The organism is Pseudomonas sp. A34-9 (assembly GCF_029543085.1).
GTDB lineage: Bacteria > Pseudomonadota > Gammaproteobacteria > Pseudomonadales > Pseudomonadaceae > Aquipseudomonas.
This window is the reverse complement of the sequence record NZ_CP119967.1, coordinates 2219322-2242666: the sequence shown is the minus strand read 5'-3', so window position 1 is coordinate 2242666 and position 23345 is coordinate 2219322. Positions and strand designations below refer to the sequence as shown.

At 56.5% G+C, this 23345-nt stretch carries 20 protein-coding genes; 16 read left to right on the top strand and 4 right to left on the bottom strand.

Annotated features, from left to right (window positions below; all coding sequences use genetic code 11):
* Positions 1–253 precede the first annotated feature (253 nt).
* Positions 254–991, bottom strand: coding sequence for an alpha/beta fold hydrolase (locus P3G59_RS10025; protein ID WP_277761398.1), 738 nt, complete (start codon positions 989–991; stop codon positions 254–256).
* Positions 992–1122: 131 nt separating this feature from the next.
* Between P3G59_RS10025 and P3G59_RS10020 the strand changes: the two genes are divergently transcribed.
* From P3G59_RS10020 to P3G59_RS10005, 4 genes are all read left to right on the top strand, one after another.
* A complete protein-coding gene (locus P3G59_RS10020; protein ID WP_277761397.1) occupies positions 1123–2256 on the top strand; it encodes a cupin-like domain-containing protein in 1134 nt (377 codons plus the stop codon).
* A gap of 391 nt (positions 2257–2647) precedes the next feature.
* A complete protein-coding gene (locus tag P3G59_RS10015; RefSeq protein ID WP_277761396.1) occupies positions 2648–3448 on the top strand; it encodes a glucose 1-dehydrogenase in 801 nt (266 codons plus the stop codon).
* Entirely contained in the window at positions 3441–5267 is a 1827-nt protein-coding gene (locus P3G59_RS10010; protein ID WP_277761395.1) for a glycoside hydrolase family 15 protein, read from the top strand. Before P3G59_RS10015 ends, P3G59_RS10010 begins: the two co-directional genes overlap by 8 nt.
* A gap of 252 nt (positions 5268–5519) precedes the next feature.
* Positions 5520–5909: a hypothetical protein gene (locus P3G59_RS10005; protein ID WP_277761394.1), complete on the top strand. Its 390-nt coding sequence runs from the start codon at positions 5520–5522 to the stop codon at positions 5907–5909.
* 80 nt (positions 5910–5989) lie between these two features.
* On the opposite strand, the gene P3G59_RS10000 is transcribed toward P3G59_RS10005, so the two are convergent.
* On the bottom strand, positions 5990–6973 hold the full coding sequence (locus P3G59_RS10000; protein ID WP_277761393.1) for a GlxA family transcriptional regulator: 984 nt from the start codon (positions 6971–6973) through the stop codon (positions 5990–5992).
* Between the two features lie 89 nt (positions 6974–7062).
* On the opposite strand from P3G59_RS10000, the gene inhA reads away from it, so the two are divergent.
* The 6 genes from inhA to P3G59_RS09970 all read left to right on the top strand — a co-directional run bounded on the left by inhA (position 7063) and on the right by P3G59_RS09970 (position 14913).
* Positions 7063–7749, top strand: coding sequence for an isonitrile hydratase (gene inhA, locus P3G59_RS09995; RefSeq protein WP_277761392.1), 687 nt, complete (start codon positions 7063–7065; stop codon positions 7747–7749).
* 231 nt (positions 7750–7980) lie between these two features.
* A complete protein-coding gene (locus P3G59_RS09990) occupies positions 7981–8772 on the top strand; it encodes a CPBP family intramembrane glutamic endopeptidase (protein ID WP_277761391.1) in 792 nt (263 codons plus the stop codon).
* Positions 8773–8874: 102 nt separating this feature from the next.
* The gene (locus tag P3G59_RS09985) at positions 8875–10440 is read left to right on the top strand and encodes a PAS domain-containing methyl-accepting chemotaxis protein (RefSeq protein ID WP_277761390.1); all 1566 of its coding nucleotides are present in this window, start codon (positions 8875–8877) and stop codon (positions 10438–10440) included.
* A 683-nt stretch (positions 10441–11123) separates the two neighbouring features.
* Positions 11124–12548, top strand: coding sequence for an asparagine synthase-related protein (locus P3G59_RS09980; RefSeq protein WP_277761389.1), 1425 nt, complete (start codon positions 11124–11126; stop codon positions 12546–12548).
* Positions 12549–12563: 15 nt separating this feature from the next.
* Positions 12564–13244, top strand: a complete 681-nt coding sequence (locus tag P3G59_RS09975) for a lasso peptide biosynthesis B2 protein (protein ID WP_277761388.1) — start codon at positions 12564–12566, stop codon at positions 13242–13244.
* Between the two features lie 13 nt (positions 13245–13257).
* Positions 13258–14913 carry an ABC transporter ATP-binding protein gene (locus P3G59_RS09970; RefSeq protein WP_277761387.1) on the top strand — a complete coding sequence of 552 codons (1656 nt, stop codon included), beginning with the start codon at positions 13258–13260 and terminating at the stop codon, positions 14911–14913.
* 490 nt (positions 14914–15403) lie between these two features.
* Here the strand turns inward: P3G59_RS09970 and P3G59_RS09965 are convergent, their stop codons facing one another.
* Positions 15404–15769 carry a hypothetical protein gene (locus tag P3G59_RS09965; protein ID WP_277761386.1) on the bottom strand — a complete coding sequence of 122 codons (366 nt, stop codon included), beginning with the start codon at positions 15767–15769 and terminating at the stop codon, positions 15404–15406.
* Between the two features lie 1066 nt (positions 15770–16835).
* A complete protein-coding gene (locus P3G59_RS09960; protein ID WP_277761385.1) occupies positions 16836–17516 on the bottom strand; it encodes an alpha/beta family hydrolase in 681 nt (226 codons plus the stop codon).
* A gap of 95 nt (positions 17517–17611) precedes the next feature.
* Between P3G59_RS09960 and ccoN (P3G59_RS09955) the strand changes: the two genes are divergently transcribed.
* The 6 genes from ccoN (P3G59_RS09955) (at position 17612) to ccoO (P3G59_RS09930) (ending at position 23340) form a co-directional block, all read left to right on the top strand.
* Positions 17612–19036: a cytochrome-c oxidase, cbb3-type subunit I gene (gene ccoN, locus P3G59_RS09955; RefSeq protein WP_277761384.1), complete on the top strand. Its 1425-nt coding sequence runs from the start codon at positions 17612–17614 to the stop codon at positions 19034–19036.
* Between the two features lie 10 nt (positions 19037–19046).
* Entirely contained in the window at positions 19047–19655 is a 609-nt protein-coding gene (gene ccoO / locus P3G59_RS09950) for a cytochrome-c oxidase, cbb3-type subunit II (RefSeq protein ID WP_277761383.1), read from the top strand.
* Between the two features lie 5 nt (positions 19656–19660).
* The gene (locus P3G59_RS09945; RefSeq protein ID WP_277762128.1) at positions 19661–19858 is read left to right on the top strand and encodes a CcoQ/FixQ family Cbb3-type cytochrome c oxidase assembly chaperone; all 198 of its coding nucleotides are present in this window, start codon (positions 19661–19663) and stop codon (positions 19856–19858) included.
* Positions 19855–20805, top strand: coding sequence for a cytochrome-c oxidase, cbb3-type subunit III (gene ccoP / locus P3G59_RS09940; RefSeq protein WP_277761382.1), 951 nt, complete (start codon positions 19855–19857; stop codon positions 20803–20805). The genes P3G59_RS09945 and ccoP overlap by 4 nt, the downstream gene beginning before the upstream one ends.
* A 484-nt stretch (positions 20806–21289) precedes the next feature.
* The gene (ccoN, locus tag P3G59_RS09935; RefSeq protein WP_277761381.1) at positions 21290–22732 is read left to right on the top strand and encodes a cytochrome-c oxidase, cbb3-type subunit I; all 1443 of its coding nucleotides are present in this window, start codon (positions 21290–21292) and stop codon (positions 22730–22732) included.
* Positions 22732–23340, top strand: a complete 609-nt coding sequence (gene ccoO, locus P3G59_RS09930) for a cytochrome-c oxidase, cbb3-type subunit II (protein ID WP_277761380.1) — start codon at positions 22732–22734, stop codon at positions 23338–23340. Before ccoN (P3G59_RS09935) ends, ccoO (P3G59_RS09930) begins: the two co-directional genes overlap by 1 nt.
* The last annotated feature ends 5 nt before the right edge of the window (positions 23341–23345 follow it).

Here is a 23345-nt window from a genome sequence, read left to right as displayed (position 1 = left end):
TTCTCAGCATCCGGATCAGTAGGCAGGAAGCACAAAGGCACGTCATCCCTATAAAACGAATGCAGACCGGAAAAATTAGCGAATGAGAACAACTGTCAGGCGGGAGGTATAACGAGGGTTATCTGTCGTCGACACAACCCCCTGTAGGAGCTGACGAGTGAAACGAGGCTGCGATCTTTTGATCCCGTTTTAAAACCCAGGATCAAAGGATCGCAGCCTGCGGCAGCTCCTACAGGAGGGCACCGCGCAGTGGTCAGGCGGTTGCGGCTATGGCATGCCGGCGATGATGGCCGTCGAGTTGATCCTTGATCACCTTCAATACCTTCGCTTCATGCTCATGGATGAAGAAGTGCCCGCCGGCGAGCATGTCCACCGAGAAACTGCCGCGAGTTTCCTTGCTCCAGCCGATCAATTGCTCAGTGGTGGCGCGATCAGCCTTGCCGCCGAGCACATGCACCGGGCAGTTGAGCAGCGGTCGCGCCAGCGGCTCGAACTTGCCACACAGTTGAAAATCCGCGCGCAGGATCGGCAAGGTCAGGCTCATCAACTCTTCGTTGGCCAGCACCTCTTCGCGGGTGCCATTGAGCGTGCGCAGTTGTTCGATCAACTCGGCGTCGGTCTTGGGGTCGGCAAAGCCGCGATCGTAATCGGCGCGCATCGTCGGCGCTGCCGTACCCGAAGCGAACAGCGCTACCGGCTCCGGACAACCCAGCGCACGCAGGGCGTGCGCGATTTCGCAGGCCAGCAACGCGCCCAGGCTGTGGCCGAACAGCGCATAAGGGGCGTTGAGTGTCGGCCGCAATTCCTTGGCCAACTGCATCGCCAGCCCACGCATGTCGGTGTGCAGCGGCTCACCAAAGCGCGCGCCACGCCCCGGCAGCTCAACCGGTTGCAACTGCAGCCACTGCGGCAGCTTCGGCCGCCAGCGGCTGTAGACCATGGCACTGGCGCCAGAGTACGGCAGACACAGCAGGGTCAGCTTGGTCACCACGCTTTCCTCGAAAAATTCATTCTGTAGAGAGAAACGGATCCCGCGCCGGGCAAATTAGTCACCGAGCCGTAAATTCCCCAAATGGGTGCTCGTTAACTGTTCAGGCCAAAACCAATAACGAGGGCATCACCGTGGACCTGCAGAGCATCCTGGGCAAACTGTTCGCCAATGCCGGTGCCGTCGGCATCGAAGGCGTTTTCCAATTCGTGTTCGGCCCGCAGCAGGCCTACTGGTCCGAGGTCAAGGCAAGCAGCCGCACAGCGCCCGGACGCCACGCCAGTCCCGACGTGACCATTGAAGTCGCCGAACGGGACTTTCTCGGGATCATGGGCGGTATGGCCAATGTCGAAGAACTGTTCGCCAGCGGTCGCCTGAAGATCGGCGGCAACATGGGCCTGGCGACGTTGCTGCCACAAATCATCGAGCATGCGATGCACGGTGGCGCCGTGGCGGAAAAAGTCGACATGAACAAGCGCTACCCGACCCCGCCGCGCTTCAGTGAAAAACTCACGGCCAGCCTGCCGACCCAAAGCAGCATCGAACGCCTTGCGCGCAGCGAACTGTCGGTCACCGAGTTCAAAAGCCGCTATCTGCCCAACGGTATTCCCGTAGTGATCAGCAATGCACTGCAGGACTGGCCACTGTTCAAGCTCAGCCGTGAAGAATCGCTGGTGCATTTCGCCGAGCTGCAGGGCATCACCCGCCATGGTGACTACGTGAAGAAAACCTTTTCCACCGAGCGTGACTTCCGCTCCACCTCCATGGCTGAATTCATCGCTTCGCTGGATCAACCGGCGGTCAAAGGCGCAAACGGCGAACCGCCGGCCTATATGGGCAACAACATTCTGCCGGCGCAATTGATGCAGCAGATCAAGTACCCGCCCTACTTCGATGCGTCGCTGTTCATCCCGCCGCGTATCTGGATCGGGCCGAAAGGCACGTTGACGCCGTTGCATCGTGACGACACCGACAACCTCTTCGCGCAGGTCTGGGGGCAGAAGAAATTCACCCTCGCTGCACCGCATCATCGTCAAGCACTGGGCACCTGGTCCACAGCGCCCAAGGGCGGGCTGGACGGTTGTGATTTCAACCCCGATGCGCCGGACTACGAGCGCTTCCCCGCCGCTCGGGACGTGACCTTCCTGCGCGTAACGCTGGAGGCTGGGGATCTGCTGTTCCTGCCGGAGGGCTGGTTCCATCAGGTGGAGTCGGTGTCGACTTCACTGTCGGTGAATTTCTGGGTGAATTCGGGACGGGGCTGGTAAACAGCTGCCACCTCCACTTTGTAGGAGCTGTCGAGTGAAACGACGCTGCGATCCTTTGACTTTAACGATCAAGATCAAAAGATCGCAGCGTGCCGCAGCGCCTACTTGAGATGGCGCAAACTCTGTATTGCCGAGCCCAGCACCAGCGCGCCTGCGGCAATCGCCAGCCAGAACCCACTGCGAGCGCCGAAGGCATCCACCAGCGCGCGGGGAATTGTTGGTGGAATGTGAAGGCTTTGTAGATCAAAAGATCGCAGCCTTCGGCAGCTCCTACAAGGGTCCGAATTCTGGTGTAGGAGCTGCCGAAGGCTGCGATCTTTGATCTTGAAGATGAACTCTCACACCAAGCCATCGGTCAGCTGATTAAGCCCTCAACCCAGGCGCCTCCCCAATGCACATTTCCCTCGCCGGCCAGGTGGCCCTCATCACCGGCGCCAGCTCCGGCATCGGCCACGCCGCCGCCAAAGCCCTGGCCGCGGCCGGTGCCGCCGTAGTCATCAACTACAACCGCCAGGCCGAACCCGCCGAAGCACTTGCCCGGCAGATCATTGCCGACGGTGGCCAGGCGCTGGCCATTGGCGCTGATGTATCAAAGGAAGACGAGGTTGAAAAACTGTTCGCCCAGACCCTCGACGCCTTCGGCTCACTGGACATTCTGGTGGCCAACTCCGGCCTGCAAAAAGACGCGGCGGCTGTGGATATGTCGCTGGATGACTGGAACGCGGTGATCGGCGTCAACCTCACCGGCCAGTTCCTCTGCGCCCGCGCCGCGTTGCGGATCTTCAATCGCCAAGGCATTCGCGAAGGCGTATCCCGCGCCGCCGGCAAGATCATCCACATGAGCTCGGTGCACCAACGCATTCCGTGGGCCGGGCACGTCAATTACGCGGCGTCCAAGGGCGGTGTCGATCAATTGATGCAGACGCTCGCCCAGGAAGTCAGCCATCAGGGCATTCGCATCAACGGCATTGCACCGGGGGCGATTCGCACCGCGATCAATAAAGAAGCCACCGAAGGCGCCGCCGGTGAAAAGCTGCTCGACCTGATTCCCTACGGCCGCATCGGCGACGTTGAAGATGTCGCCAATGCGGTGGTTTTCCTCGCCTCCGACGCCGCCGATTACATCGTCGGCACCACCCTGTTCATCGACGGCGGCATGAGCCTCTATCCGGAGTTTCGCGGCAATGGCTGAGCATCATCCAGAACGACAGAGCCCGATCGACGCCCACGGCATCATCGGCGACATGCGCAGTGCGGCACTGGTCAACGATAAGGGCAGCGTGGATTTTTTCTGCTGGCCGGAGTTCGACAGTCCGTCGATTTTCTGTTCATTGCTGGATACCCCCGACGCGGGGATTTTCCAGTTGGCGCCAGACTTGCCCGATGCCCGCCGCGAGCAGATTTACCTGCCGGACACCAACGTCCTGCAAACCCGTTGGCTCAGTGACGATGCCGTGGTGGAAATCACCGACATGCTGCCGGTGGGTGACAGCGAAGATGATTTGCCACTGCTGATGCGCCGTGTGCGGGTGGTCAGCGGCGAAGCAACTTTCCACATGCGCTGCGCCGTACGCCACGACTATGCCCGTGCCGACACTCGCGCAGCGCTGGATCAGAACGACGTGGTGTTCAGCGCCACCGGGCAACCGACGCTGCGCCTGGCTTCCGATCAGCCCTTGCAGGTTGACGCTGCAGCGGCGATTGCCCGTTTTACCCTCAAGCAGGATCAGACGGCCGCCTTCATGCTCGGTGGCACGGACGATCCACGGTTTGCCGAAGGCGCCGGCGAGTTCTGCATGGAGCGCACGCTGAAGTTCTGGCGTGACTGGATCGGCCAGTCGATTTACCGCGGACGCTGGCGGGAAATGGTCAACCGCTCGGCCCTTGCGCTCAAGCTGCTGACCTCACGCAAACACGGTGCGATCCTCGCCGCCGCGACCTTCGGCCTGCCGGAAACCCCCGGCGGCGAACGCAACTGGGATTATCGCTACACCTGGATCCGCGACGCCTCGTTCACGGTTTACGCGTTCATGCGTCTGGGCTTCGTCGGCGAAGCCAACGACTACATGCGCTGGCTGCGCGGACGGGTCAGCGACTGTCATGGCCAGCCGATGAAACTGAATATTCTGTACGCCATCGACGGCCGACAGGAATTGCCGGAAACCGAACTGGCCAACCTGTCCGGGCATGGCGGCGCCCGACCGGTGCGCATCGGCAATGGCGCTTACGACCAGATTCAGCTGGATATCTTCGGCGAGCTGATGGACGCGGTGTATCTGGTCAACAAGTACGGCGACGCGATTTCCCACGAAGGCTGGAAACACGTGCGCGAAGTAGTCGATCAAGTGTGTGAGACATGGCAGACCACCGACGTAGGCATTTGGGAAATGCGCGGTGAGCAGCATCACTTTCTGCACTCACGGCTGATGTGCTGGGTGGCGCTGGATCGGGCGATTCGTTTGGCTTCAAAACGCTCGTTGCCGGCACCGTTCGCCCAATGGGATCAAACCCGCCAGGCGATCTACGCCGATATCTGGGAAAACTTCTGGAATGAAGAGCGCGGGCATTTTGTCCAGTACAAGGGCGGCACGGCCCTCGACGGCTCGATGCTGCTGATGCCGCTGGTGCGTTTCGTCAGCGCCAAGGATCCGAAATGGCTGGCGACGCTGGAAGCCATCGAGAAACATCTGGTGCGTGACGGCATGGTTTACCGCTATCGCAACGACGACGCGGGTATCGATGGCTTGTCCGGCACCGAAGGCGCGTTTGCCGCGTGTTCGTTCTGGTACGTCGAATGCCTGGCCCGCGCCGGCCAGGTGGAAAAGGCGCATCTGGAGTTTGAACAACTGCTGCGCTACGCCAATCCGCTGGGGCTGTATGCCGAAGAGTTCGACAGCCACGGCCGGCATCTGGGCAATACCCCACAGGCGCTGACGCATCTGGCGTTGATCAGTGCGGCGAGTTTTCTCGATCGACGGTTGAGTGGGGAAAAGAGTGAGTGGCAGCCGTAAAGTCAGCGGAGGATGTAGGAAATATCCCCCACAAAATGCTTGATGTAGGACGCAAGCCTAGACCTGAAGGCTAGAAACCCAGTCCCTCCGGCGAGGGACTACAAATCCACAACAAAGACTGATCCGTCCCTTCCCCGCAACTTGCGCTTACACCCCGAAATACCTTGTTGCCAGCGGTTACATCCGCCCCTACCATCCACCGCAACGGGCACAGCGGAGCTGTCCAACAAAACCCGAATTCAAGGAACCAGAATGACCCAGCACGTCCAGCGCAGTATCGACACGCCCCTTCGCAGCGGCCTGACCCGCACCCAGCTCTGGGAAGCCGCCGACCAGGGCCTGATCAAATGCTGGGAAGTCGGCCGACAGCGCGCCGCACGCTTCCCCGACCTCGCGCAAAAATGCCTCGCCGGCGAACTGCCAGTGCTCGGCTGGAAGGGAGGCGTCAGTCGCAGCCTGAAGAAAAACGAAAAATACGGCTCGCTGAAATATCTGGCGCAGTGGCAGGGCTTGCGCGGAGAAAATCTGGACATTGACTTGAGCGAAGAACGTTCGCTGACCTGTTCGCGCACAAAGATGCGGGTGACGTTTACCCCGGATCGAACGAAGTATTTCAATCAGGTGGCGGAAGCCGAGATCTGATACATCCAAAGAATAATGCTTGTGCGGCGAGGGAGCTGGCTCCCTCGCCGCAGGTTCAGCCTCAATTCCCGAGGAAACCCTCAAGGCATTGCGGAATCTGCTGCAGCGCTGGCCGAAAAACGCTCACGATAGGCCTGCGGCGTCACGCCAATCGCCCGCAGGAAACTACGGCGCAGCGTCTCTTCGCTGCCAAACCCGCAATTGGCGGCGATGCGTTTGACCGGCAACCCTGTGTCACTGAGCAAGCGTCGAGCCGTTTCGACACGGATCAACTCGATCGCCCGCGCCGGAGTCTGGCCAGTATCAGCGCGGTAGTGGCGGACGAAACTGCGTTCGCTCATGCCAGCCTGCTCGGCGAGGGTCGGGATGCCGAGATCGCAGGTCAGGTTTTCGGCGATCCACGCGTGCAGGTCGTCGAAACGATTGCCCTGATTCTGCAGCGATAACGTCACGCTGAACTGTGACTGCCCGCCCGGGCGTTTGAGGAACACCACCAGATGCCGGGCGACGTCCAGCGCGATGTCGCTGCCCAGATCCTCTTCGATCATTGCCAGTGCCAAGTCGATGCCGGCGGTGACACCGGCAGACGTCCACACCGGGCCGTCGTTGATGAAAATCGGATTGGCTTCTACTTGCAGTTTTGGGTGCTGCTGCGCCAGTTGTTCGCAGCGGGTCCAGTGGGTGACCACGCGGCGGCCGTCGAGCCAGCCGCTGGCGGCGAGCAGAAATGCGCCGGTACATACCGAAGCCACGCGCCGGCATTTCGCTGCGTGTTCGCGCACCCAATCCACCAGCGGCACATCTTCCGCCGCCGGATAAATGCCCCAGCCACCGGCGATGATCAGCGTATCGCTGGGTTCTTGCGGCAATGGTTCGGCCAACACAGCTAAACCTGCCGAGGACATCACCGCCCCGCCGCCGCTGGCAATCACGCACGGCGCATACGGAATGGGCAACCCGCGCTGACGGGCGATGTCATTGGCCGAAGCAAACACCTGCAACGGCCCGGTGACGTCGAGGATCTGCATATTGGCAAACGCGAGTACATGGATGGCTTTGGGCATTTGGCGTAATTCGTGGGGTGATTGGCGTATGCGCCAGAACCTACGCGCCTACAGTGAGGCCGTCCACCCCTTTTCATGGAGCAAGAACGATGACGCTGCAGATCGGTTTTCTGTTGTTTCCACAGGTTCAGCAACTCGACCTGACCGGGCCGTACGACGTGCTCGCCTCGTTGCCGGGCGTGCAAGTGCATCTGATCTGGAAGGATCTGATGCCGGTGACCGCCAGCACCGGCCTGCTGCTGAAACCGACCACCACGTTCGAGGATTGCCCGGATCTGGATGTGATCTGTGTGCCCGGCGGTGGTGGCGTTGGGGCGTTGATGGAAGACGAGGTGACGCTGAACTTCATCAAGCGTCAGGCTGCTCAGGCGAAGTACGTGACATCGGTGTGCACCGGCTCGCTGGTGCTCGGCGCGGCAGGCCTGCTGCAAGGCAAACGCGCGACCACGCATTGGGCGTATCACGAATTGCTGCCGACGCTGGGCGCGATTGCGGTGAAGGATCGGGTGGTGCGTGACGGCAATCTGTTTACCGGTGGCGGGATTACGGCGGGGATCGATTTTGCCTTGGTGCTGGCGGCTGAACTGTTCGATGCCGACACGGCGCAACTGGTGCAATTGCAACTCGAGTATGCGCCGGCGCCGCCGTTCAACTCGGGCAGCCCGGTGACTGCGCCGGGGGCGATTGTCGATGAAGCCCGTCTGCGTGCCGCGCCATCGTTGAAGCTGCGCACGGAAATCACTGAGCGCGCGGCGGCAAAACTCAACCTGCGCTGATCTCAAGCCAGATACAAAATCTTGTAGGAGTGAGCCTGCTCGCGATGAGGGCGTGTCAGTCAACATAGACGTTGGCTGGTATACCGTTATCGCGAGCAGGCTCACGCCTACAGGGGACCGGGTTGGCACACAGGTTTGTGGGCTGTCCCCGTTTCTCGCCGCACCGTCACTTGTCCCCCGCCGCTCGTCCGTGTAGAAAGCCCTTCCACAAAATCTGCACAAGGACTTTCAATGAAGGCTTTGCCATGGCTCTACCTGGCACTTCTCAGCCTCGGTTACGGTTTGGCGCTGAGCTACGGCCATCTCGGTTGGCTGGCGCTGATTTCCATTGGGTTGCTGGTATTCGCAGGCTTTGCGGTGCGCCAACAACAGGTGCCGGTCGCACGTTTTCTCGGTCATGGCCTGTTCATCGTGCTGGCCTTGGCGCTGGCCCTGCACTGGCTGCCGGGATTCGCCAATGGTCGCGCCATCGACCCGCAGCGTTTTACCGACAACGCCGTGCCGTTCTCGATGTACCTGAACCTCGATAAACCGCTGATTGGCTTCTGGCTGTTGCTGGTCTGCCCGTGGATTGTCGGGCGACGTGCGTTGCGTCTGAGCGTGTACGCCACTGCCCTCGCCCTGACGCTGAGCGCAGTTCTGGCCCTCGGTGGCGCGTTGTTGCTGGGCGTGATCGCCTGGGCACCGAAGTGGCCGGATCAGGCATGGCTGTGGGTGCTGAACAATCTGCTGCTGGTGACCCTGGTCGAGGAAGCACTGTTTCGCGGCTATATACAGGGCGGCCTGAGCCGGCGTTTCAAACACCTGCCGTACGGCGAAAATCTTGCCTTATTGCTGGCCTCGTCGCTGTTCGGGCTGGCGCATATTGGCGCAGGCTGGACGTGGGTGTTGCTGGCGGGTCTGGCAGGTGTCGGCTATGGTCTGGCCTACCGTTTTGGCGGACTCGGGGCGGCAATCGCCACGCACTTCGGGCTGAACCTGCTGCATTTTGGCTTGTTCACTTATCCGATGCTCGCCGGCTGAAGCAAGCGCCGTTTTGCGACGCTGTGCTGATTATTGAAAAAAAATTTCAATAAAAAGCTGTCACCGCCGACAACCTTTCAAAGCCTTGCGGATTGAAAAACCATGCGTAACAACCAGCCCATTACACAACGCGAACGGACTTTCCCGGCTCAGCAGCGGTTGATTTCCACAACCGATGCCAAGGGCGTGATCACCTACTGCAACGACGCCTTCGTCGAGATCAGCGGGTTTTCGCGTGAAGAGCTGATCCGTGCGCCGCACAACCTGGTGCGTCACCCCGACGTCCCGGCGGCGGTGTTTTCGCACATGTGGGGCACATTGAAACAAGGCTTGCCATGGATGGGCATTGTCAAGAATCGCTGCAAGTCCGGTGACCACTACTGGGTTAACGCCTATGTGACACCGGTGTTTGAAGGCAATCAGGTGGTCGGTTACGAGTCGGTGCGGATCAAACCCACCGCCGAACAGATCCGCCGTGCCGAAGCGCTCTACCAACGCATCAACCAAGGCAAGTCGGCAATCCCTTCCAGCGATAAATGGCTACCGGTGCTGCAAGACTGGCTGCCGTTCATTCTGGTCAGCCAACTGAGCTTCGTGATCGGCGCGACCCTCAACTCGCACTGGGGCTTCGCCCTGGCGGCCGGTCTGTCGGTGCCGCTGGGGCTGATGGGCCTGCAATGGCAGCAACGCGGGCTCAAGCGCCTGCTGCGTCTGGCCGAACAGACCACGTCCGACCCGCTGATCGCGCAGATGTACACCGACAGCCGTGGTGCGCAGGCGCGTCTGGAAATGTCGATCCTCAGCCAGGAAGCGCGCCTGAAAACCTGCCTGACCCGTCTGCAGGACACCGCCGAACACTTGACCGATCAGGCCAAGCAGTCCGACGCCCTGGCACACAGCAGCTCGACCGGCCTGGAACGTCAACGCGTGGAAACCGAACAGGTCGCCACCGCCGTCAACCAGATGGCCGCAACGACGCAGGAAGTGGCGAGCCACGTACAGCGCACTGCTGACGCGACTCAGGAAGCCAATCGCCTGACCGGTCGCGGCCGCGACATCGCCGGGGAAACCCGCGAAGCCATTCAGCGCCTGTCCGTAGTCGTCGGTGAAACCGGCCTGACCGTCACTCAACTGGCCAAGGACAGCGACGAAATCGGCGGCGTGGTCGACGTAATCAAAGGCATCGCCGACCAGACCAACCTGCTGGCACTGAACGCTGCGATCGAAGCGGCACGTGCCGGTGAGATGGGCCGTGGTTTTGCGGTGGTGGCGGACGAAGTTCGTCAACTGGCGCAACGCACCAGCGAATCGACCGGGCAGATTCATGCCCTGATCGCCAAGTTGCAGCAAACTGCGTCCAGCGCTGTGCAGACCATGGAAGCCGGGCATCGCCAGGCGGAAGAAGGTGTGGCGCGGGTGCTGGAAGCGGATCAGGCGCTGGTCGGGATCAGTGAAGCGGTGGCCAACATCACCGACATGACCACGCAGATCGCTGCGGCGACCGAAGAGCAAAGTGCGGTGGCTGAAGAGATCAGTCGCAACATCAGCAATATTTCGGAGTTGGCGGATCAAACTTCGGAACAGGCGCAAAACTCGGCGTTGCTGAGTGAAGAGCTGACGAAGACGGCGAATACTCAGTACTCGTTGGTGGAGCGGTTTAATCGCTGATTGAACTGGCGGTAACAAAAAACCCGGAGAGCGAGAGCTTCCGGGTTTTTTGTTGCCTGTATGAAATGGACGTTGTTGGGCAGGCCGCTTTCGCAACAAGCGCTGGCCATGCAGGAATCTAGACGATCAAGTCATTTCGCGGAAGGCGTTTAAGATCAACCCAGAATGCGTTTAAAACACGCATTGCAGAATCACCATAAGCCTACAGATCCTCTCGCCATCGCCTACATCAACGACAGAATCCGCTGGCTTGTACGCCTGGCGCACGGACTCTATCGTGACCTTGTTACAAAAAAACGCGAAACGATTTGGAGAATAGTTTTCCTCAGAGGAATGCCTGTTCTACAGAACGTTTTTAATCTGCCCCGTTACTCAATACGTAAATCTTAAAAATCTTCCACAGCTTATTCAGGCATAAAACTTAGAAAAGAGGATTGGATCATGTTCAAAAGAAACAAATGCGTCACTCTCGATAAAACTAGCCGCCCTTTGATGTTCAAAGCGACCCCAACAATAAATGGCTATGGTGGAGGCTGCGTCTTAGAAGGCAAATACTTCATTTTTCGGCCAGATTGCGGCGGCCCTAGAATTCCAAGCCCGAGGTAATTCCTAAACGTTATTATTGAGCGCCCCTATAGGGCGCTCAATAATCGGTCAAGCTCACATAAAGCCAAGGAGTGGCCATGAACAACAAAGGAAAGCGCAATCAAACGCGCAACCGTAATTCAGCACAACAACACTCCACCGCAGAAAAAATAGTGCACGTAAACCCCTTATCATCCTGCAAGCTGATAGTAATCGACAATAGTAGCGGTAGCATTATGAGTGGTAAATTCGAGCAATCCATATTCAACAAAGAACCGGACAGGTTTCAAATAATTCGCCAACTCACCCAAGACGACCCTGTCTCAACGGCCACTTATTGGCAGGGGCTCATAATGCTCCCACCCTCCCATACATACACATACGATACCAAACTGAAGACCAGCACAATTGAGACCAACCTCACCCACTTTCAAGACCAACCTCTATTCGCAAATCAAGACCCTTTTGAATTAATAATTGATTACATCGCCAAAGAACATAATAAAAACAACTATCGAAAGCTTGTAGTGCGTTTTTCGGGAGGTGTCGATTCAACGTGCTTACTGCTTGCAGCGATCGAAGTCGCTGGGAAAGATCACGTTACCGCCATCACTTGGTTCGACGAAAAATCCAGCGCAAATAATGATAGAAACACAGCTACCGTTTTATGCAACACACTTGACGTAAACCACATATTATTCAAGCTCGAACCAGAAGACTTCTTCCAGGACGTTAATCCGGCTGATCATTTCCATATCAACTCCAGCATGGCTTCTGAGCAGGTGTTCAAGAAAGAAAGAGACTTTATCTTCTCCCAACTAGGAGACGAATACATTGTATTGGATGGACATGGAGGCGATCACTTATTTTTAGACCCAGTCCCCGTCGTTGCATTCCAACATTTAATTAGAGAAAAGAGATTTTTCAAGGGATTTAATATAGCTGCAACGATCTCCAAACTGACAGGATCAAACCTCTACCAAACCCTTACTCAAAACAGGCGACAACGAAACAACGAGACTGACCAGTTAAGTTATTTTTTTAACTCGCAGTTTTTGCCGCGAAGAGGTGCAGAAAAACCTAAGAGCCTAGCCGAGGAACATGTACAAGCTATAGCACAGGCCGTTTTTCAGAACGCAATAAGTTCGACTCTTAACAAGTTCGCCAACATAATTTATCCATTCACAAGCCAAAAAATCATTGAATATGCACTCACACAAGACCCATACAGCATGTTCGATGAAAATGAAACCAGACTCCCAATAAAGCGAGCCTTCAGAAAAAAACACCCGAACATACTACTTCGGCGTGACAAGGGGCATATAAAAGGCGCCTATCAAAAAGCATTAAAATTTCATCAAAAAAATATTATTAGCAAACTCCGCAGCAGTTGGATGAGCCGAGAAAACATAATTAACATGCCTAACATTGAAAACTCTATAAATCGCTCGGCAATGGGATTTGGCGGCATCGAAAAATATCTACTGCAAATTATATGCGCCTCCTTAATTAAAAACACTTAAAGGAAAAAAGACAAAATGGATTTTACTTTTCAGCCTCACGCACACCCCATCTTGATAGATAACCAACTTATCATCCTTGATGAAAAGCTCGACACCTACTTAATTTTTAGCGAATCACAAACCACGATACTGAATAAAGGCGACAAGGACTGCGACGCATATAAAGAGATTCGACAAGAACTCACCTCTCTAAACATCATCACTGATTTAATTCACAACTCCAACCCTCTAACAAAAGCGAAGGAAGACTATGAAGGTATTGATAACTATACGTGGAGAATAAAAAGGCAAAACCCGCGTCAACCCGTTAAATTGCTACCAACAATACGAGCATGCCTGGATCTCCTGAATTTAAAGGTAACAATCGCATTCGGTGGCTTGGAAACCTGCCTAAATAGCATGAGAGCATCAAAAAAAGCTCTCTCAGGAAACCCCGTATCGGCTTGGCACGAAAGTATTGAAAGCTACGCGCAAGGCATTCGCATCGCTTCACTTATATTGCCATTTAAGGTCAAGTGCCTCGAGTCTTCTATCTGCCTCTTCAAACACGCCATGAGAAACAATAAAAATTGTGACTTCTTTATTGGCGTTCAACTATATGACTTCCTTTCGCACGCGTGGATCGAAATAAATGGAAAAGTCATTGCCGATGATCCACACCTATCACGCAAGCTCCCAAAAATACTAACAATATAAGGCTGCTCAAAAAATGAACTGGCTCCATCAATACATAAAAATCTTTAAAATAATCTCAAACAACTATCGCTGGTTTACAGCCAGCTTTGTCGGAATATCAGCAATATTTCTCCTATGCAGCGCCCTGAATTCCCTCCTCCCGGTTATATTGAGAAACGCTGCCAATTCCATTCACGAATCAAATAGCATGCAAACACAGTTTCTGTTTTTTGCGGCATCTTATTCGGCGATATGGACTCTTTCGCAGGTTCTGTCGAATATACGTGGAATATTATCAGCATGGATACTCGCAAAATGTGATACTACAATCTACGAAACAATCATTAACAGAATTTTTCAGTACCCATATAAAAAGCAAAAAAAACTGGACCCCGGATTTGTTGTAGCCGACATAAACAGATCCGCAAGCAGTTTCAGCATGATAACTATAGGCGTGTTTTGGACAATTACCCCTATTGCTGTGGAAATCATCATCGCCATAAGTGTACTGTACGCGATCATGGGGCCTGCCTACGCAATCTTGTTCCTTCTCTCCTCCTTAGTACTGATATGCATATCAGTTTACGTTGCCAAGTCTAGCTCGAGCATTCATCGGGAATTATTTGAGGCAGACGCCAAATTGTCCAGCTATACAGTCGAAAGACTTGGCCGCACTTACGACATAAGGCTTAATAGTACGCAACTCAAAGAATCCCATGCAGGCAAAAGCTTTTTTGATAACTATGTCAAGACAATCAGAAAAGCCAATCTTCATATGGGCATACGTGTCGCCGCCCAAGGATTAGCAATTGGAACTGTGCTGGCTTTTTTCGTAATTTTGTCAGGAGTTAATTATCATTTAATATTTACTTCGGGTGATTTCATCATGATCACGAGCTATATCACAATGTTCACGATGCAGCTACACCTACTGGCTGGAACACTGATAAATCTTCAGGGAAACCTTGTCTCCCTGGATGACGGCGTTAAATACATCGAAGAAAAAACCAACACCTCATATTACCCAAGCACCTCTCAGACCGAACAAGGTTTTGTTCTTAAAGAGCTTTCACTCACCAAAGACAATAACGTTATATTTTCCAGAGTCAACTACCAATTCAAACAAGGTGTAAATGTTATAGCGGGGAGTTCTGGCGCAGGAAAAACGACACTCATCAATACTCTATTAGGTCTCGAAGAAAACTATACTGGAGCAGTATGTTACAAAGGGCACTTGATCAACGAGACTATGAGTGAATTCATACTCTCTGAGGTTTCCGTCGCGCCGCAGCAACCTATACTCGTAGCAGGTACCCTTAAAGATAACCTGCTTTATGGATCGAAAAATGTCTCACCGCAAAAGCTAAGATGGGTCATTAAACTTCTGGGGTTTTCACAAGATAGCTCTGAAATAGAGGAATTATTAGCTACCGTAATTGGCGCCGCGAATAGCGAACTCAGTGGGGGAGAAAAACAACGAATTGCTATTGGCCGAGCGATTCTAAGAGATAAACATACATTAATATTAGATGAACCGACCTCTTCACTTGATGATATAACGGCTTACAAAATCATTGAGTGGCTCGCCGCCAACATACCCTGTTTAATTATTGTCACTCACGATGCTGGTTTGAAGAAAAAATACGGAGTGGCGATAGAGCTGAGCGAACATTACCCTCAGAGCACTTAGCCACTCAGCGTGTTCCCCGCTCGAGATGAGCGCTATCACTACCGAGGACGATCTCACTCAAGCAATGCAGACGTTGCCTACAATTGCGTCAGAATGCGCCGACTGGTGCTTGTTGAGGCCAGGTTCTATCGTTTGCCGGTCGCTATTCAATCACGCAGACCGGCCAGCATGAATACAACCTCCACCCGAAAACCCGCAAAACAGAAAGTTCGTGATGAACTGACATTCCTTGATGTTCGGCAAGCCGCGCGTGATGGGCAGAAAGTGTTCGATGAATTTGTGATCACTGGCAGGCTTCCCATTACCAAGTAAATCAAAAAGATCGCAGCCTGCGGCAGCTCCTACACCGGTCACTGTAGGAGCTGCCGCAGGCTGCGATCTTTTAATTCAGAAAGCCGGGACGGCAAAAGTTTTCGGTTTTTTACTGCCTGTTGAAATCGATGTTGCTTGGCAGACCGCCATCGCGAGCAGGCCATAACAGCCAGCGAAATTACTGAGGCAACTTCAGCTTATCCAGCAGTCGATTGACCAAAAGCTCGTTGAGCATGATCACCTGTTGCAGCGCCAGCAGCGGCTTGCGCTCCGGGCCGCCGATTGAGTTGGCGATGTTACCGGCCATGGCGTGGGCGTATGACAGCGACTCGCTCGCCTCGACCAGCAGGGTTTCGTCATCCAGCGTGGGGTCGACAAGATAGACGGGGCGAAACTTGGGCGAGTTTGGCGGGGCGGCCAGGTCTTCGGGTTTGAGGTAGTAGTCGAGGGCGCGGTCGGTTGCTTCTTTGATCTTTTGCGGGCTAAGCGCGGGGTCGTGGGGGATTGGATCTGTGGGCGGTGGATTTGGCGTGATTTTGAACATGGATGAAACTCCTATCGCAGTTTAAGGAGCCATCACTCTCGCTACCAAACGAGTGGGTGGTGGCCATACGCGGGTTGGTAGACCGGCTGCAATAGGAACCCGGCGCTCACGAGTGAGCCCCACGCATGACCACCATAAAACCGAGTACCAAGAAGGGACTGCATACGGTGTTGCCACACGGCTATTACAGACGGGCTACCAAACCCGATCACTGGTTTTCAGTGACGGGGAAACGATATAGCCAGCCCTATAGCCGTGTAAGCCGGCGGATTCTGGCGTACGCGTAGGTAACGGCGCAAGGTGTTGTAGCCGTTATGGCGTAACGGTTCGTGTACTTTAAACGAGCTCACAAAATCATGTTTACGCACAGGAAATACTGGACAGCGAGCGCTTCCAGTTTTTTCTCGTTTCAGCGAAATTGCCCCTCACCCTAACCCTCTCCCAGAGGGAGAGGGGACTGACCGAGGTGCTTGGCAGAAGTACGCCGACGTGCGATACCGCGTTGAACTCAGGCTTTGAAAAGCACACAAATCGGCCCCCCCTCTCCCTCCGGGAGAGGGCTGGGATGAGGGGGAAATCGAAAATCCACCACAAATCCAAAGCCGACCCGCTGTGCTCCTCACCACTCAACAGGATGAGCGTTAGCTCGGCTGCCGCTTTTGATCTTGATCCACGGGCGACTTCGGAAGGCTGAGCGGAGGGATTGATCCGGGGGTGGGAGCGCAGCGACCGTTTGGCGCAGCCAAACACAGCGAGAGGAGGTGCAGCGAAGCAAACCGTAGGCGCTGCGCCCGGATCAATCCCGGAGCGAAGGAACCCCGAGCTTTAGCGAGTGGGCCGAACGTTGGAGCAAGCGTTTTTTTGCTTACTTTTTTAGGCGTTTCGGTAAAAAAAGTGAGTCGCCGTCAGGGCGAAACTTTAAGGGGCCGTTACCGCAGCAATGGATATGTACCCAAAAAATATATCGTGACTGAAATCGATCCCCCTCACCCCAGCCCTCTCCCCCATGGGGGCGAGGGGAAAGGGAGCAGATCTTCATGCAGTTCAAAATCTCAGACCAGCTCGGTCAGCTGCTGAGAAACTCGGCTACTTTCTGCGCGGCGCTGGACAAATGCTGTTCATGGGTAAACCCGGAAACCTTAAGCGGCTTCAAATCATGATCTCCGGCCACCAGCCAAAACACTTCAATTTCCGGCGATAACGAATAACCTTCGACCGCCTCGCGATTCCCCAACGCATCCCGCTCGCCTTGCACAATCAGCGTCCGCGTCTTCAACCCCGCCAAATGCTCAACCCGCGGCTTCTCCGGTTTCCCAACCGCATAAAACGGATACCCGAGACAAACCAGCGCATCGGCGCCCAATTCGTCAGCCAAAAGACTGGCCATCCGCCCACCCATCGACTTACCGCCAATGGCCAAAGCCCCAGTGACATGACGTCGCACCAAGCCATACACCTCACGCCAGCACTCAAGCAGTTTCGGCGCCGGGTTCGGCGGACGTTTACCGCCATCAACCCGCCGCTGCGCCATATACGGAAACTCAAACCGCAACACATTCACCCCAAGCCCGGCAAGGCGCTCAGCCATATCTGTCATCCAGTCGCTATCCATCGGCGCCCCCGCCCCATGCGCAAGTATCAACGTCACCGAAGCCCTGCCCTCAGCGGCATTCCAAAGCCATCCATGTTCGAGCACGCACTGCGCCCATTGATCCCCGTCAATACTGGCCTTGTGCTGTTTGTCCATGCTTGCCTCGCTTTTAGTCTGCCTATAACTCCAGACGAAGGATTCGCCGCGTGTTGTGCGCGCGCTCACTTCGGCTGAACCGTGGATGGGGAACCATGAACACTTCTATCAGTACCGCCTACAACTACAAGGTGGTCCGCCAATTCGCCATTATGACGGTGGTGTGGGGCATCGTCGGCATGGGCCTCGGGGTTTTTCTCGCGGCCCAATTGGTCTGGCCTGAACTCAACTTCAATTTGCCCTGGACCAGTTTCGGCCGTCTGCGCCCGCTGCACACCAACGCGGTGATCTTCGCGTTCGGTGGCTGTGCGCTGTTCGCCAGTTCGTTCTACTCGGTGCAACGCACCTGCCAGACGCAATTGTTTGCACCGAAAATCGCCGCGTTCTGCTTCTGGGGCTGGCAACTGGTGATCCTGCTGGCGGCGATCAGCCTGCCACTGGGTTACACCAGCTCCAAGGAATACGCCGAACTGGAATGGCCGATCGATATCCTGATCACCATCGTCTGGGTCGCCTACGCCATCGTGTTTTTCGGCACGATCATGCAGCGCAAGACCAAGCACATTTATGTCGGCAACTGGTTCTTCGGCGCGTTCATCATCACCGTGGCGATTCTGCACATCGTCAACAACCTTGAGTTGCCGGTGAGTTTCACCAAGTCCTACTCGGTGTACGCCGGTGCAACCGACGCCATGGTGCAATGGTGGTACGGCCACAACGCCGTAGGCTTTTTCCTCACCGCCGGTTTCCTCGGGATGATGTACTACTTCGTGCCGAAACAGGCCGAACGTCCGGTGTACTCGTATCGCCTGTCGATCGTGCACTTCTGGGCACTGATCACCCTGTACATCTGGGCCGGCCCGCACCACTTGCACTACACCGCGTTGCCGGACTGGGCACAGTCGCTGGGCATGGTGATGTCGCTGATTCTGCTGGCACCGAGCTGGGGCGGCATGATCAACGGCATGATGACCCTCTCGGGCGCCTGGCATAAGTTGCGCAGCGACCCGATCCTGCGTTTCCTCGTGGTATCGCTGGCGTTCTACGGCATGTCGACCTTCGAAGGGCCGATGATGGCGATCAAGACCGTTAACGCCCTCTCCCACTACACCGACTGGACCATCGGCCACGTACACGCCGGCGCTCTGGGCTGGGTAGCGATGATTTCCATCGGTGCGCTGTACCACATGATCCCGAAAATCTTCGGCAAAGCGCAGATGCACAGCGTCGGCCTGATCAACGCGCACTTCTGGCTCGCGACCATCGGCACCGTGCTCTACATCGCTTCGATGTGGGTCAACGGCATCGCTCAGGGCCTGATGTGGCGCGCAGTGAACGAGGACGGCACGCTGACCTACTCCTTCGTCGAAACCCTGGTGGCCAGCCACCCAGGCTTCGTCGTACGGCTGGTAGGTGGCGCGATCTTCCTCAGCGGCATGTTCCTGATGGCTTACAACACCTGGCGCACCGTGCGGGCCTCGCAGCCTGCTGACGTCGTTGCCGCCGCGCAGATGGCCTGAGGAGTCCGCCATGAAACACGAAACGATTGAAAAGAACGTCGGCCTGTTGATGTTGCTCATGGTGTTTGCCGTGAGCATCGGCGGCCTGACCCAGATCGTCCCGCTGTTCTTCCAGGACGTCACCAACAAACCGGTGGAAGGCATGAAGCCCTACACGGCGCTGCAACTGGAAGGTCGCGACATCTATATCCGCGAAGGCTGCGTCGGCTGCCACTCGCAGATGATCCGGCCGTTCCGTGCCGAAACCGAACGCTACGGGCACTACTCGGTAGCAGGCGAAAGCGTGTGGGATCACCCGTTCCTGTGGGGTTCGAAACGTACCGGTCCGGACCTGGCCCGGGTCGGCGCGCGTTACTCGGATGACTGGCACCGCGCGCACTTGTACAACCCGCGCAACGTCGTGCCTGAGTCGAAGATGCCGGCCTATCCATGGCTGGTCACACAAGCGGTCGACAGCAGTCACACCGAAACCAAGCTCAAGACCATGCGCACCCTCGGCGTGCCGTACACCGACGACGACATCAGCGGCGCAGTGGCCAGCCTCAAGGGCAAGAGCGAAATGGACGCCCTCGTCTCCTACCTGCAAGTGCTCGGCACTGCGATCAAGAGCAAGAGGTGAGCACGATGATCATTGAAATGAGTGCAGGCCTGATTCGCGGCCTCGGCACGGTCGTGGTGTTCGTCGCCTTCGTCGGCCTGACCTTGTGGGTGTTCAACCGCAAGCGCACCCCGGAGTTTGCCGAAGCACGTCTGCTGCCATTCGCCGACGAACCGCAAGCCGAAACAACCCCAGCAAATGAGACAAGGAGTACCCGGCCATGACCACCTTCTGGAGTACGTGGATCTGCGTACTGACCATCGGCAGCCTGATCGGCCTGACGTGGCTGCTGATCGGCACCCGCCGGGGCGAGACCAAGGGCAGTGTCGACCAGACCATGGGCCACAGCTTCGACGGCATCGAGGAGTACGACAACCCGCTGCCGCAGTGGTGGTTCATGCTGTTCGCCGGCACGCTGGTGTTTTCCGTGGGCTATCTGATCCTGTATCCGGGCCTGGGTAACTGGAAAGGCATCCTGCCCGGTTACGAGGATGGCTGGACCGGCGTCCACGAGTGGGAAAAGGAGATGAACAAGGCCGACGCCAAATTCGGGCCGATCTTCGCCAAGTTCGCCGCGATGCCGGTGGAAGAAGTGGCGAAGGATCCGCAGGCGCTGAAAATGGGTGGCCGCCTATTCGCTTCCAACTGCTCGGTGTGCCACGGCTCGGACGCCAAAGGCGCCTTCGGCTTCCCTAACCTGGCCGACAGCGACTGGCGCTGGGGCGGTGACGCCGACACCATCAAGACCACCATCATGGGTGGCCGGATGGCGGCGATGCCGGCCTGGGGCGAAGTGCTCGGCGAGGCCGGAGTGAAAAACGTCGCCGCTTATGTGCGTCACGAGTTGGCCGGTCTGCCACTGCCTGCCGACAACAAGGCTGACCTGCAAGCGGGACAGCAAGCGTTCAGCACCACTTGCGTAGCCTGTCATGGGGCAACCGGCCACGGCACTGAAGCCATGGGGGCGCCGAATCTGACGCACCCGACCGGATTTATTTATGGCACCAGCCTGACGCAGCTTGAGCAAACCATTCGCCACGGCCGTCAGGGTCACATGCCGGCGCAGAACGAGCTGTTGGGCAACGATAAAGTGCAATTGCTGGCCGCTTATGTGTACAGCCTGTCGCACGGATTGAATACAGAAAAACTGATTACTGAAGACATAAGATAGTCATCATTGCACACACCTCTGCCGCACCGTTCTCGGTGCGGCATCATCCCGCCCCTTTGCGACGCATTGTCGCACCCCTTCACACCCTCACCTTTCGGTTCCCCGGATTCGGGTCTACGCTTGCTCGATGCGGACTGGCCCGTGCCGGTTCCAGGTCGACCCCGAGCGATGTGTTCGATGAATTGGCTGACAGACTCGCCGCAAAGGCCGGTAGATACCGGCTGTCGTGCCGATTGCCATTCATCAGCAGAACTGGCCGTTCAAACACACCTCGTTACAAGTGACCTGAACCCCTCGCTTTTTTCGTCCGCTGCGACATTTTGTCCGAGGCCAATTTTGACCTTACGCGGCGCATGGAAAGGCCGCAGAATCAGCGTTGGAAAGCATTGACCCAGGTCATGGCGCGTTGCAATGACCCCCTGCTCTCTGCATACTTGCGGCCGATTTTAATCCTAATAAAACACCTAAACCGTGGAACCTTAGAATGAGCACAGCAATCAGTCCGACTGCTTATAACTATAAGGTAGTCCGCCAGTTCGCCATCATGACGGTGGTCTGGGGGATCCTTGGCATGGGGCTCGGTGTCTTCATCGCCTCGCAACTGGTCTGGCCGGAATTGAACTTCGGTCTGCCGTGGACGAGCTTTGGACGCCTGCGCCCGTTGCACACAAACCTGGTGATTTTCGCCTTCGGTGGTTGTGCACTGTTTGCCACTTCCTACTATGTCGTGCAGCGAACCTGCCAGACGCGACTGATCTCCGACAGCCTCGCGGCCTTCACCTTCTGGGGCTGGCAAGCGGTAATCGTCGGCGCGATCATTACCTTGCCGCTGGGTTACACCACCACCAAGGAATACGCGGAACTGGAATGGCCGATCGCCATTCTCCTGGCCATTGTCTGGATCTCCTACGGTCTGGTGTTCTTCGGCACTATCACCAAGCGTAAAACCAAGCACATCTATGTCGGTAACTGGTTCTACGGCGCGTTCATCGTCGTGACCGCCATGCTGCACATCGTCAACCACATGTCGCTGCCGGTCAGTCTGTTCAAGTCCTACTCCGCCTACTCGGGCGCAACCGACGCGATGATTCAGTGGTGGTACGGCCACAACGCGGTGGGCTTCTTCCTCACCACCGGTTTCCTCGGGATGATGTACTACTTCGTGCCGAAACAGGCTGAACGTCCGATCTACTCCTATCGCCTGTCGATCGTGCACTTCTGGGCACTGATCACCCTGTACATCTGGGCCGGCCCGCACCACTTGCACTACACCGCCCTGCCGGATTGGGCCCAATCGCTGGGCATGGCGATGTCGATCATCCTCCTGGCACCAAGCTGGGGCGGCATGATCAACGGCATGATGACCCTGTCGGGCGCCTGGCATAAGCTGCGCACCGACCCGATCCTGCGCTTCCTCGTGGTATCGCTGGCGTTCTACGGCATGTCGACTTTCGAAGGTCCGATGATGGCGATCAAGACCGTCAACTCGCTCTCGCACTACACCGACTGGACCATCGGCCACGTACACGCCGGCGCTCTGGGCTGGGTGGCAATGATCTCGATCGGCGCGATCTACCACATGATCCCGAAACTGTTCGGCCGTGCGCAGATGCACAGCGTCGGCCTGATCAACGCGCACTTCTGGCTCGCGACCATCGGCACCGTGCTGTACATCGCTTCGATGTGGGTCAACGGCATCACTCAGGGCCTGATGTGGCGTGCAATCAACGACGACGGCACCCTCACCTACTCGTTCGTTGAAGCGCTGCAAGCCAGCCACCCGGGCTACATCGTCCGTGCGCTGGGCGGTGCATTCTTCGCCAGCGGCATGCTGTTGATGGCTTATAACGTCTGGCGCACCGTGCGCGCCTCGAACCCGGCTGAAGCCGAAGCCGCTGCCCAGATCGCTGTCGTTGGAGCTCACTGATGAAGCATGAAGCTGTCGAGAAGAACATTGGCCTGCTGGCCTTCTTCATGGTCATCGCCGTCAGCGTTGGCGGCCTGACCCAAATCGTTCCGCTGTTTTTCCAGGACGTCACCAACAAGCCGGTCGAAGGCATGAAGCCGCGTTCGGCGCTGGAACTGGAAGGCCGCGACGTTTACATCGCCAACGGCTGTGTCGGCTGCCACTCGCAGATGATCCGTCCGTTCCGTGCGGAAACCGAACGCTATGGCCACTATTCGGTTGCCGGTGAAAGCGTCTGGGATCACCCGTTCCTGTGGGGCTCCAAACGTACCGGCCCGGACCTGGCCCGCGTCGGCGGTCGTTACTCCGATGACTGGCACCGTGCGCACTTGTACAACCCGCGCAACGTGGTGCCTGAGTCGAAAATGCCGGCTTACCCGTTCCTCGTGGAAAACAAGCTCGACGGCAAGGAAACCGCCAAGAAAATGGAGGTCTTGCGCACGCTCGGCGTCCCTTACACCGACGAAGACATCGCCGGTGCACAGGCTGCCGTAAAGGGCAAAACCGAAATGGACGCGCTGGTGGCCTATCTGCAAGGCCTGGGCACCATCATCAAAAGCAAACGGTGATCTAG

Bases quoted from the DNA above. Each gene is read 5' to 3' on its own strand.
- P3G59_RS10015 (WP_277761396.1), top strand. From the start codon at position 2,648: ATGCACATTTCCCTCGCCGGCCAGGTGGCCCTCATCACCGGCGCCAGC.
- P3G59_RS10010 (WP_277761395.1), top strand. From the start codon at position 3,441: ATGGCTGAGCATCATCCAGAACGACAGAGCCCGATCGACGCCCACGGC.
- P3G59_RS10005 (WP_277761394.1), top strand. From the start codon at position 5,520: ATGACCCAGCACGTCCAGCGCAGTATCGACACGCCCCTTCGCAGCGGC.
- P3G59_RS10000 (WP_277761393.1), bottom strand. From the start codon at position 6,973: ATGCCCAAAGCCATCCATGTACTCGCGTTTGCCAATATGCAGATCCTC.
- inhA (WP_277761392.1), top strand. From the start codon at position 7,063: ATGACGCTGCAGATCGGTTTTCTGTTGTTTCCACAGGTTCAGCAACTC.
- P3G59_RS09990 (WP_277761391.1), top strand. From the start codon at position 7,981: ATGAAGGCTTTGCCATGGCTCTACCTGGCACTTCTCAGCCTCGGTTAC.
- P3G59_RS09985 (WP_277761390.1), top strand. From the start codon at position 8,875: ATGCGTAACAACCAGCCCATTACACAACGCGAACGGACTTTCCCGGCT.
- P3G59_RS09980 (WP_277761389.1), top strand. From the start codon at position 11,124: ATGAACAACAAAGGAAAGCGCAATCAAACGCGCAACCGTAATTCAGCA.
- P3G59_RS09975 (WP_277761388.1), top strand. From the start codon at position 12,564: ATGGATTTTACTTTTCAGCCTCACGCACACCCCATCTTGATAGATAAC.
- P3G59_RS09970 (WP_277761387.1), top strand. From the start codon at position 13,258: ATGAACTGGCTCCATCAATACATAAAAATCTTTAAAATAATCTCAAAC.
- P3G59_RS09965 (WP_277761386.1), bottom strand. From the start codon at position 15,769: ATGTTCAAAATCACGCCAAATCCACCGCCCACAGATCCAATCCCCCAC.
- P3G59_RS09960 (WP_277761385.1), bottom strand. From the start codon at position 17,516: ATGGACAAACAGCACAAGGCCAGTATTGACGGGGATCAATGGGCGCAG.
- ccoN (WP_277761384.1), top strand. From the start codon at position 17,612: ATGAACACTTCTATCAGTACCGCCTACAACTACAAGGTGGTCCGCCAA.
- ccoO (WP_277761383.1), top strand. From the start codon at position 19,047: ATGAAACACGAAACGATTGAAAAGAACGTCGGCCTGTTGATGTTGCTC.
- P3G59_RS09945 (WP_277762128.1), top strand. From the start codon at position 19,661: ATGATCATTGAAATGAGTGCAGGCCTGATTCGCGGCCTCGGCACGGTC.
- ccoP (WP_277761382.1), top strand. From the start codon at position 19,855: ATGACCACCTTCTGGAGTACGTGGATCTGCGTACTGACCATCGGCAGC.
- ccoN (WP_277761381.1), top strand. From the start codon at position 21,290: ATGAGCACAGCAATCAGTCCGACTGCTTATAACTATAAGGTAGTCCGC.
- ccoO (WP_277761380.1), top strand. From the start codon at position 22,732: ATGAAGCATGAAGCTGTCGAGAAGAACATTGGCCTGCTGGCCTTCTTC.